Source organism: Edwardsiella tarda ATCC 15947 = NBRC 105688, assembly GCF_003113495.2.
Taxonomy (GTDB): Bacteria; Pseudomonadota; Gammaproteobacteria; order Enterobacterales; family Enterobacteriaceae; genus Edwardsiella; species Edwardsiella tarda.
The window spans coordinates 2,624,927-2,635,710 of sequence record NZ_CP084506.1 but is presented as its reverse complement, the minus strand read 5'-3'; the positions used below and the strand labels follow the sequence as shown (position 1 = coordinate 2,635,710).

Sequence of the window (10,784 nt, the reverse complement as noted above, 5' to 3'; positions counted from 1 at the left end):
CAAATCGTGCTGGATATAATTTGTGAGCAGTAACACATCTCCCTAATATCTATATTTAGTAGAGTCTGACTACACCGATTGAGGGAATAAGTACGATGAACATGAATACGTTTATTCTGCCCAAAACACAGCAGTTGGTTGTCTTCCAAGAGGTGATTCGTTGTGGCTCAATCGGTGCTGCGGCTAAGCGCTTGGGGATTTCACAGCCAGCCGTGAGTAAAACCATCAGTGAAATGGAAGAGTACTTTGGCATTGAAATTATCACGCGGAAAAATACTGGCGTAACGCTAACTAGCGCGGGGCAGGTACTGCTCTCCTACGCCGAATCGATTACCCGTGAAATGAAAAACATGGTCAGTGAGATCAATGGATTGAGTTGTAGTAGTGTGGTCGATGTGGCTTTTGGTTTTCCCTCTCTAATCGGTTTCACCTTCTTATCTAGCATGATTAAAATCTTTAAGGATGTGTTTCCGAGCGCGCAGGTATCGATGTTTGAGGCACAACTCTGCACCTTTCTCCCGGCGATTCGTGATGGTCGTTTAGACTTCGCCATCGGCACCTTGAGTGATGATATGCAGTTACAAGACTTACATGTCGAGTCATTATTTGAATCGGAGTTTGTCGTCGTTGCCAATAAGTCGCGCAGTGCGCATTCACCGACCACGCTCGATGCCTTAAAAGATGAGCAATGGGTATTGCCACAGACGGATATGGGTTATTACAAGCAGTTGTTGATGACCCTGCAAAAACATCATGTCAGTAGCGCCAATATCATTAAAACCGACTCGGTGGTAACCATTTATAACTTGGTATTGAATGCTAATTTCTTAACCGTGATCCCCTGCGATATGACTTCACCATTTGGTTCCAATCAATTTACCACTCTGGCGATTGAAGATAGCTTACCCATCGCGCATTACGCTGCCATTTGGTCGAAAAACTACCGAATTAAACGCTCCGCTTCGTTACTGGTCGAACTGGCCAAGCAATATTCACCGAGTCATTGCGCACAATTTAAACCTTTGGCGAGTATTGCCGATTAACTTTTACAGGATAGCTTGCGGCCAGTGTCAGCCGTAAGTTTAGTATTGTCGTTAATTTTGAATATATATTTACTCTTAGTGAGGATACCATGCATATTACCTATGATCTTCCGGTCAGTATTGACGATATTCAAGCGGCAAAAAATCGTCTGCAGGGGAAGATATATAAAACTGGCATGCCACGCTCGAACTATTTAAGCGAGCGCTGCCAGGGAGAGATATTTCTGAAGTTTGAAAATATGCAACGTACGGGGTCATTTAAGATTCGTGGCGCATTCAATAAACTCTGCTCGCTAACGGAGCAGGAGAGACGAAAGGGTGTGGTGGCGTGTTCGGCGGGTAACCATGCTCAGGGGGTGTCACTCTCTTGCGCCATGCTCGGTATTGACGGCAAGGTCGTGATGCCGACCTGTGCGCCGAAATCGAAGGTCGCCGCAACCAGTGACTATTCTGCCGAGGTCGTGCTACACGGCAATAACTTCAACGACACCATCGCTAAGGTGAGCGAGATCGTCGAGATGGAGGGGCGGATATTTATTCCTCCCTATGACGATGCGCTGGTCATCGCCGGGCAAGGCACGATTGGTTTGGAGATTTTAGAGGATCTCTACGACGTCGATAACGTGATTGTCCCGGTCGGTGGTGGGGGGTTGATCGCCGGGATTGCTTTGGCGGTTAAATCGGTGAACCCGACCATTCGAGTGATCGGTGTGCAGTCAGAGAATGTGCACGGCATGGCGGCCTCTTACTACGCGGGTGATATTACGTCGCACCGGACTAATGGCACATTGGCCGATGGTTGCGATGTCTCTCGCCCCGGAAACCTACCCTTTACCATCGTTAGCGAACTGGTTGATGACATGGTGTTGGTGAGTGAGGAGGAGATCCGTAACAGCATGGTTGCGCTGATCCAGCGTAACAAGGTGATTACCGAGGGCGCTGGCGCGTTGGCCTCTGCCGCCTTACTGAGCGGTAAACTCGATCACTATATCAAAGGTAAGAAAAGCGTCAGCCTGATCTCTGGCGGCAATATCGATCTCTCCCGTGTTTCCCACATCACCGGCCTGGTGGATGCCTGATCCTTTTGAGAGGAATTAACGATGAGTAACACTGACAGTGTCGTCGTGAGTCAAGCTGAGTCAACGACTTGGCGCAAAACAGATACACGCTGGGTTTTAGGGTTATTCGGTACGGCTATCGGTGCCGGGGTACTATTTTTCCCCATCAGCGCCGGTATTGGCGGCTTATTACCGATCATCTTTATGTTGATCTTGGCTTTCCCCATCGCCTTTTTATGTCACCGTGCGTTGGCGCGCCTATGCCTCTCTGGACGCGGCGTATCGGATAATATTACCGATACCGTCGATCAGCATTTTGGCCCTACCGGCGGGGTGGTGATCACCTTCCTTTATTTCTTTGCCATCTGTCCCTTGCTATGGATTTACGGGGTGACGATCACCAATACCTTTATCGCCTTCTGGGAGCATCAACTCCATATGCCGGCGATTAACCGAGGTCTCGTGGCATTACTGATCCTGATGCTGATGGCTTTCTTTATCTACTTCGGTAAGGATCTGATGGTTAAGGTGATGAGCTATTTAGTCTTTCCCTTCATCGCCAGCCTGGTGCTTATTTCGTTATCGCTGATCCCCTATTGGACCTCCGATGTGCTTACCCGCTTCGATATGCAGAGCCTGAGTCTGTGGGGGGGCCAGGGTATTCTGGTGACGGTCTGGTTAGGGATTGCCATCATGGTCTTTTCCTTTAACTTTTCACCGATCGTCTCCTCGTTTGTCGTCTCGAAGCGTGAGGAGTATGAGACCGAGTTTGGCCGCGACTTCACCGAACGTAAGTGCGCGCAGATTATCTCCCGCGCGAGTGTGTTGATGGTCGTGGTTGTCATGTTCTTTGCCTTCAGTTGCCTGTTTACCCTTTCTCCTCAGGATATGGCACAGGCCAAGCAACAGAATATTCCGATCCTCTCTTATCTGGCTAACCACTTCAGTTCGTTGGGCGATGGGAAATCGACCTATGCCACCGTTTTGGAGTATGCCGCGTCAATCATTGCGCTGGTCGCTATTTTTAAATCCTTCTTTGGACATTATCTGGGGACCTTGGAGGGGTTAAACGGTCTGATCATCAAGTTCCGCTATCACGGTAATAAGGCCCAGGTACCGATGAAGAAACTTAACATGCTTAGCATGGTGATCATCATGGGATCGACGTGGTTCATCGCCTATATCAACCCCAATATCCTGGATCTTATCGGTGCGATGGGGGCGCCGATCATCGCCTCATTATTGTGTCTGCTACCGATGTATGCCGTATGGCGTGTGCCAGCCCTGTCGAAATATAAGGGCCACGTAGATAACTACTTCGTCACGATTATCGGCCTGCTCACCATCCTGAACATTGTCTATCAGTTGCTGTAATGCTCTTCAAACGACATAGCGGGAGTTATTCAATGCATGAGTTTCCTGTGGTTCTGGTGATTAACAGTGGCTCGTCGTCGATTAAGTTTTCGGTGCTCGATGCGACGAGCTGTGAGCTATTACTCGCGGGGATAGCTGAGGGGATTAACGGGGGAAATGCTCGTCTCTCGGTTAATGGCGGCGAGGTCGTTAAGCTGACACAACAGGGCTATGAGCCGGCCTTGGCGGCCATTGTTGCCGAGTTGGAGAAGCGTAATTTAAGCGATAGCGTCTCTTTAATCGGTCATCGGGTCGCGCATGGCGGCAACCTCTTTAAGCAGTCGGTGATCATCGATGAGAGCGTGATGGCGCAGATCCGCCAGATCGCCCCCTTGGCTCCGCTGCATAACTACGCCAATCTGAGCGGCATAGAGTCCGCTAGACACCTGTTTCCAGGTGTGACGCAAGTTGCGGTGTTCGATACCAGCTTTCACCAGACCCTGGAGCCAGAGGCGTGGCTGTATGCGCTGCCTTACCGCTATGCCGAAGAGTATGGCGTCCGGCGTTATGGGTTTCATGGCACCTCACATCGCTACGTGGCACATCAAGCCCTCGGGTTATTGGGCCTCCCTGAAACGGATTCGGGGTTGGTGATCGCCCATCTCGGTAATGGAGCCTCCGTGTGTGCGGTGCGTAACGGGCGTAGCGTAGACACCTCTATGGGGATGACGCCGCTGGAGGGGTTAGTGATGGGGACGCGTAGCGGTGACGTTGACTTCGGGGCTCTCGCCTGGATTGCCGAGCAGACGGGGCAGTCTCTCGCCGATCTCGCGCAGATGGTCAATACGGAGTCGGGGTTGCTGGGGATTTCCGGCTTATCTTCGGATCTCCGAGAGCTGGAGCAGGCGGCGCAGGCGGGCCATCGCCGCGCCTACTTGGCGATCCGCACCTTTGTGCATCGCGTCGCTCGTCATATCGGTGCACATGCCGCTTCGCTACATCGCCTCGATGGCATCATTTTTACCGGGGGTATCGGTGAAAACTCGGCGCTAGTCCGGCGCTTGGTGATGGAGCACCTGGCGGTTTTCGGCGTCCGAGTCAATGAGGCACACAACAATCTGTCCGCCAGCGCCGGTAATCGCGTGGTGTCGAGTGACGACTCCGCCGTGCCTTGCGCCGTAATCCCGACCAATGAAGAGAAGATGATCGCCCTCGATGCCTTACGTCTTGGGGCGATGCAGGCTGCTACGCACTATGCCTAGTTACTGGCTTGTCGGTTAAAGAGAGTCTTTCCATGAATATGAAGAGTGAAGTGCGCATCGATAGCGATGCGTGGCGCGGTTTTGCCGGTACGGAGTGGAAAAACGAAATTAATGTTCGTGATTTCATTCAAAATAACTATACGCCTTATTACGGTGACGAGTCATTCTTGGCCCCGGCGACGTCAGCGACGACGGCATTATGGCAAAAGGTGATGGCGGGGATCCGCGTCGAGAATGCGACCCATGCGCCGGTCGATTTTGATAGCAATATCGCGACCACCATTACGGCACATGCTCCGGGTTATATCACGCGCGATCTGGAGACCATCGTTGGTCTACAGACCGATCAACCGCTCAAGCGTGCACTGCACCCTTTCGGGGGGATCAACATGATCCGCAGCGCGTTCCAGGCTTATGGTCGGGAGATGGATCCCGCCTTCGAATACCTATTCAGCGATCTGCGGAAAACGCACAATCAGGGGGTATTCGACGTCTACTCACCCGAGATGCTGCGCTGCCGTAAATCGGGGATCCTGACCGGTCTGCCGGATGGGTATGGCCGTGGACGCATCATCGGCGATTATCGCCGCGTAGCGCTGTATGGCATCGCCTACTTGGTGCGTGAGCGTGAGTGGCAATTCGCCGATCTTCAGCCCCGACTCGAACGCGGCGAGGATCTGGAGGCGGTGATCCGCCTGCGGGAAGAGTTGGCGGAACAACGCCGCGCTTTATTGCAGATCCAGGAGATGGCGGCCAGCTACGGCTATGATATTTCTCGTCCGGCCCGCTCTGCTCAAGAGGCGATCCAGTGGCTCTATTTCGCCTATTTGGCGGCGGTGAAGTCGCAGAACGGTGGGGCGATGTCACTCGGACGGACTGCAACCTTCCTCGATATCTACCTCGAACGCGATCTGCGTGAAGGGGTGCTAAACGAGGTACAGGCGCAGGAGCTGATTGATCACTTCATCATGAAGATCCGCATGGTGCGCTTCCTGCGTACGCCGGAGTTTGATGCGTTATTCTCGGGCGATCCGATCTGGGCGACGGAGGTGATCGGGGGAATGGGGCTCGATGGCCGCACGCTGGTGAGCCGCACCTCGTACCGCTACTTACACACGTTACATACTATGGGACCCGCGCCTGAGCCGAACCTGACTATCCTCTGGTCGGAGTCGTTACCGCCAGATTTCAAACGTTATGCGGCGCGTCTCTCTATTCAGACCTCGTCGTTGCAGTATGAAAACGACGATCTGATGCGCGCCGACTTCAATAGCGACGACTATGCCATCGCCTGTTGTGTCAGTCCGATGGTGATTGGCAAGCAGATGCAGTTCTTTGGCGCTCGCGCCAACCTGGCCAAGACCCTGTTGTATGCGATCAATGGCGGCGTCGACGAAAAACTGAAGATCCAGGTCGGACCGCAGCGGGCGCCGTTGATGGATGAGGTGCTGGATTATGAGACGGTGATCGCCAGTCTCGATCACTTTATGGATTGGTTGGCGGTACAGTACATCAGTGCGCTGAATCTGATCCATTATATGCACGATAAATACAGCTATGAGGCGGCCTTGATGGCGCTGCATGATCGCGATGTGTATCGCACCATGGCTTGCGGCATCGCTGGCCTGTCAGTGGCGGTAGACTCCCTCTCCGCGATCAAGTACGCCAAGGTGAGACCGATTCGTGATGAGCAGGGGCTGGCTATCGACTTCGCCATTGAAGGTGAGTATCCGCAGTACGGCAATAACGATGATCGCGCGGATCGGATTGCCTGCGAACTGGTGGAGCGTTTCATGAAGAAGATTCAGGCGTTGCCGACCTACCGCCACGCGGTGCCGACGCAGTCGATTCTGACCATTACCTCGAACGTGGTCTATGGGCAGAAGACCGGTAATACCCCCGATGGGCGTCGTGCGGGAATGCCGTTTGCTCCGGGGGCTAACCCGATGCATGGCCGCGATCGCTGCGGGGCCGTGGCTTCATTGACCTCGGTGGCCAAGTTGCCCTTTACCTATGCCAAGGATGGTATCTCTTATACCTTCTCCATCGTCCCGCAGGCCTTGGGCAAGGAGGAGGAGACGCGTAAGACGAATCTGGTGGGACTATTGGATGGCTACTTCCACCATCAGGATGGGGTGGAAGGGGGGCAACATCTCAACGTGAATGTGATGAATCGGGAGATGTTACTGGATGCGATCGCGCATCCAGAGAATTACCCCAATCTGACGATTCGCGTATCGGGTTACGCCGTGCGTTTTAATGCGCTCACGCGAGAGCAGCAGCAGGATGTCATCTCACGTACCTTTACCCGTTGTTTCTAACGCTTGGCGTGGAGGCGGTCGTTGAGTCGTCTATGTCGCGGAGCCGTCCTTCTGGGCGGCCTCATTTTTTCTATTTTCTATGCCTTGGATGCGCGTTGTCGCCGTAAATATCGCTCGTGGTTCAACATGTGCAACGTGATAAGAAACAGGCCGATCAGAAACGGGCATTCATATAACTCTTCAATCAGATCTCGGTAAGGGCTCGCACTGGATAGGAGAGGGTGGGCAAGCGCACGTTGATGCTCGACGGCGTCGGCACCGGCGAAGGCTAACACTACCGCCACCAGACGCCATATGGGGATCGGGTGCAGACGGTAGCGTGCGGCGATGGCACGACGTAACTGAGAGGAGAGTAGCGAGAGTAGCAGTGCGGCGATCAGTAGGGCAGCGATGCCATGAAAGAGTAGCCGTGGCCCATGGGGGAAATAGAACCGCCCCCAACTGATGCTGCGCCCTAACAGGGTGAGCCACCATAGGGTAGCCCAGTACCAGAAGCGGCGGTCACCCGCGTCGAGCCGTTCGCGCCAGCAACGGTAGGGGATAAACAACACGACAAAGGCGAGCCATAGCGCCTGTCCCTGCTCAATATAGTCAATCGATGAGGCTAACCATGCGGGCTCGCCGGATGGCGGCAGCCAGATGGCATAGAGTGTGATCGCGATGATCATAATAAATAGGAATATATCACCGAGTGATATCGTTATTTTCATTATCTACTCTGTTATTTTTATTCGCGGCTTGTTGCGTATTGCGCTGGACGGCTCCTTATCTTGAGATATAACTGGATTGGGCTGGCTTTTCCATATTATTCATTTCGGTTATTTTTATTTTCTGGTTTATTAAAGTGAATGTATTTTATTATTTTCTATATTTTATTTATTTTGTTCTTATAGCTAATAACTTGGCTGTTATGCAGTTACACACACAGGTAAGCAGAATTTAATATGCTGATATTTATTGCTTGACATGGGGTGTTGGTGTTTCCTGACGAGGTTGGCTGGTGGGTGGCCTAGCCATGTCGTTCCGCGTGGTGAGTGAGGTCATTATGACGGCGGCCTGGCTGACAGAATAAATAGACCCTGTCTTTTGATAACAGCCAGTTGCAGACGGAGAGGGGATCGCGACACCGTTATTGTTGCCATCTCCCCGACTCGTTCTCGCGGGGGACTCACCCGATCGTTGGCTTGCCAGATTAAGCGATAGTGGCGCGTGTTGCCGACTCTGAGAGGGGCGCGCCGAGCGTGGCGGGGGGAGACGCCGGCGCGTGATGTCGCGGCGATTATCCTCCCTCGCCGCTTGAGATCGCGCCTGTTAACGCGTAGTTTACCCTGCTTCCCCGCTCGCCGAGCGAGGCGTTATCTTGTCGGAGTGCCCCGTTGGGCTGAGACCGTTGATTCGGGATCCGCAGAACCTGATCAGGCTGATACCTGCGAAGGGAACAAGCGTCTTCGTGTTATCACCTCACGTCAGGTGAAAGCCTCTCTGGCGTTATCCGTCGTCCGACAAGCTGCATTTCCGCCTTAGGGGCGGAGGATGTCATTCGTTCAAGTCCCCGCGCCGACAGGTCTATCTCGCCTTGTCCAGCGCGTGTCGCGCCCATGAATCGGCGTCGATTCCCCCTAGGGGGAGTCCGCCTCGTTTTACGCAAGGAGAATGCCTGATGTATCAGCCTGATTTCCCGCCGGTGCCCTTTCGCTTAGGCGCCTATCCCGTGGTCGACAGCGTCGAGTGGATCGCGCGCCTGCTGGAGGCCGGGGTACGAACCTTACAGTTACGCATCAAGGATCGCGATGACGAACAGTTGGAGGAGGCGGTGAAGGCGGCGATTGAGCTAGGTCGTCGTTATCAAGCCCGGTTATTTATCAACGACTATTGGCGCCTGGCGATCAAGCACCAAGCCTATGGCGTACATCTCGGTCAGGAGGATCTGGCTGCGACGGATCTGGCGGCGATTCGGGCGGCGGGATTACGCCTGGGGGTTTCTACTCATGACGATATGGAGATCGAGGTCGCACTCGCGGCGCGTCCCTCGTATATTGCGTTGGGGCAGGTCTTTCCCACCCAGAGCAAGCAGATGCCTTCGGCGCCGCAAGGGATCGCACAGTTGGCGCGTCACATTCAACGTCTGGGTGATTACCCGACTGTCGCCATCGGGGGGATCACTCTGGCGCGGGTGCCTGCGGTATTGGCGACCGGTGTCGGCAGCGTGGCGGTGATCAGCGCCATTACCCAGGCGGCGGATTGGCGCGAGGCCACGGCACACTTGTTGGCGCTGGCCGGTGCCGGGGGCGAGTGAGCCGCCTAGGCCGATACGACGTCGGCTAACGGCAACGAGGCGTGCCTCATTGGCTTTATGGTGGCGTTAGCTGGGTGGCGTAGGCCTCTCCAGCATCAGGACACGGATTAGGCGGGGCGTTGAGTGGCCCCGCCATGAGGCTTACGCTAACCAGGCTCGCCCTAACCGATCGGCGGCCAGGATCGCGGCGTAGACCTGTGCCGGTGTGACGCTAAAGGGCATGTTATGGATGGTCTCGCCCTTGGCGCAACTGGCTTGCGCCACGGCCATAATCTTCTCGTTCAGTTGCGGTCCATCCTCGATCCCCAACTGTGCGAGGGTGACGGGGAGCCCGACCCGTACACAGAAATCGAGTACCGTCTCGATCTGCTCGCTGTCGCTGTTTTGTAGCACCAACTGGCATAGCGTGCCGAAGGCGACCTTCTCCCCATGGTACATCTTATGGCACTCTTCCAGCACCGTCAGGCCGTTGTGGATCGCGTGAGCCGCGGCGAGCCCGGCGCTTTCAAATCCTAGCCCACTCAAGTAGGTATTGGCCTCGACGATATTATCCACCGCAGGCGTGGCGACGCCCGCCTCGACGGCCAGCTTCGCTTTGAAGCCCTCCTCGAGTAGCGTTTCATAACAGAGGCGAGCCAGCGCTAATGCCGCCCGCGTTGACTCGCCACCCGCCATGCTGATGGCATGGGAGTCGACACAGGCCTGGGCTTCGAAGTAGGTGGAGAGGGCATCCCCCATCCCCGCGACCAGCAGGCGTACCGGCGCCTTGGCGATGATCGCCGTGTCCATTAACACCATATCGGGGTTAGTCGGGTAGATCAGATACTCCTCGAACTCGCCATGCTCGCTATAGATCACCGAGAGTGCGCTGGTCGGTGCGTCCGTCGAGGCGATGGTTGGCACGATCAGTACCGGTACGCCTTGGTAGTAGGCTAAGGCTTTCGCGGTATCCAGTGTCTTGCCGCCACCGATCCCGATCACGCCTTGGCAGCCAAGGCTCTTCAACTCGGCACCCAAGCGATCGATCTCCTTCCGGCAGCATTCACCGGCGAAGCGGGAGAAATGCCCCTCCACCCCGGCCTCGCGCAAGCTGGTGGCTACCGTGTCTCCGGTCAGCCCCATCACGAAATCGTCGGCGATGACAAACTGGCTACTGGCTAAGAGCTTGGCATACTGCCCGATGGACTGTAGCGCGTCGGGTCCCTGAATATACTTGGATGGTGATTGGATGACTTTTAACATCATTACACTCCTGTCAGGAAAGAAAGTCGCGGGGAAGGGGCGCGAGGGCCCCCCTCTCTCTGGTGATTATGCCGTAGCATTCAGCCGGAAGACATGCGCTGGGTTAGGTTATACCGATCGACTAACGATCGTTTGATGAGCGGGGAAGGGCGTGGGGTGATGGAGGTGATGGGGATGGTAACCCTCGATATGTCGCTATTCGCGTGGAG

General features: G+C 54.6%; 8 protein-coding genes and 1 riboswitch. Of the genes, 6 read left to right on the top strand and 2 right to left on the bottom strand.

Annotated features, from left to right (window positions below; translation table 11 throughout):
* Positions 1 to 101: 101 nt before the first annotated feature.
* The 5 genes from tdcA to pflB all read left to right on the top strand — a co-directional run bounded on the left by tdcA (position 102) and on the right by pflB (position 7,037).
* Positions 102 to 1,043 carry a transcriptional regulator TdcA gene (tdcA, locus tag DCL27_RS12215; protein WP_035598013.1) on the top strand — a complete coding sequence of 314 codons (942 nt, stop codon included), beginning with the start codon at positions 102 to 104 and terminating at the stop codon, positions 1,041 to 1,043.
* 89 nt (positions 1,044 to 1,132) lie between these two features.
* Positions 1,133 to 2,122 (top strand): bifunctional threonine ammonia-lyase/L-serine ammonia-lyase TdcB, encoded by a 990-nt coding sequence (gene tdcB, locus DCL27_RS12210; protein WP_005283186.1) that lies wholly within the window; start codon positions 1,133 to 1,135, stop codon positions 2,120 to 2,122.
* 21 nt (positions 2,123 to 2,143) lie between these two features.
* Entirely contained in the window at positions 2,144 to 3,475 is a 1,332-nt protein-coding gene (tdcC, locus tag DCL27_RS12205) for a threonine/serine transporter TdcC (protein ID WP_005283191.1), read from the top strand.
* 32 nt (positions 3,476 to 3,507) lie between these two features.
* The gene (gene tdcD, locus DCL27_RS12200; protein WP_228594434.1) at positions 3,508 to 4,716 is read left to right on the top strand and encodes a propionate kinase; all 1,209 of its coding nucleotides are present in this window, start codon (positions 3,508 to 3,510) and stop codon (positions 4,714 to 4,716) included.
* A 32-nt stretch (positions 4,717 to 4,748) separates the two neighbouring features.
* A complete protein-coding gene (gene pflB / locus DCL27_RS12195; RefSeq protein ID WP_005296703.1) occupies positions 4,749 to 7,037 on the top strand; it encodes a formate C-acetyltransferase in 2,289 nt (762 codons plus the stop codon).
* Between the two features lie 77 nt (positions 7,038 to 7,114).
* Here the strand turns inward: pflB and DCL27_RS12190 are convergent, their stop codons facing one another.
* A complete protein-coding gene (locus DCL27_RS12190) occupies positions 7,115 to 7,747 on the bottom strand; it encodes a hypothetical protein (RefSeq protein ID WP_035598003.1) in 633 nt (210 codons plus the stop codon).
* A 644-nt stretch (positions 7,748 to 8,391) separates the two neighbouring features.
* A riboswitch (TPP riboswitch) is annotated at positions 8,392 to 8,492 on the top strand.
* Positions 8,493 to 8,697: 205 nt separating this feature from the next.
* Between DCL27_RS12190 and thiE the strand changes: the two genes are divergently transcribed.
* Complete coding sequence (gene thiE / locus DCL27_RS12185; protein ID WP_005283207.1) at positions 8,698 to 9,333, top strand: thiamine phosphate synthase; 636 nt, start codon at positions 8,698 to 8,700, stop codon at positions 9,331 to 9,333.
* Between the two features lie 141 nt (positions 9,334 to 9,474).
* Here the strand turns inward: thiE and DCL27_RS12180 are convergent, their stop codons facing one another.
* Positions 9,475 to 10,575 (bottom strand): glycerol dehydrogenase, encoded by a 1,101-nt coding sequence (locus DCL27_RS12180; protein WP_035598010.1) that lies wholly within the window; start codon positions 10,573 to 10,575, stop codon positions 9,475 to 9,477.
* Between the last annotated feature and the right edge of the window lie 209 nt (positions 10,576 to 10,784).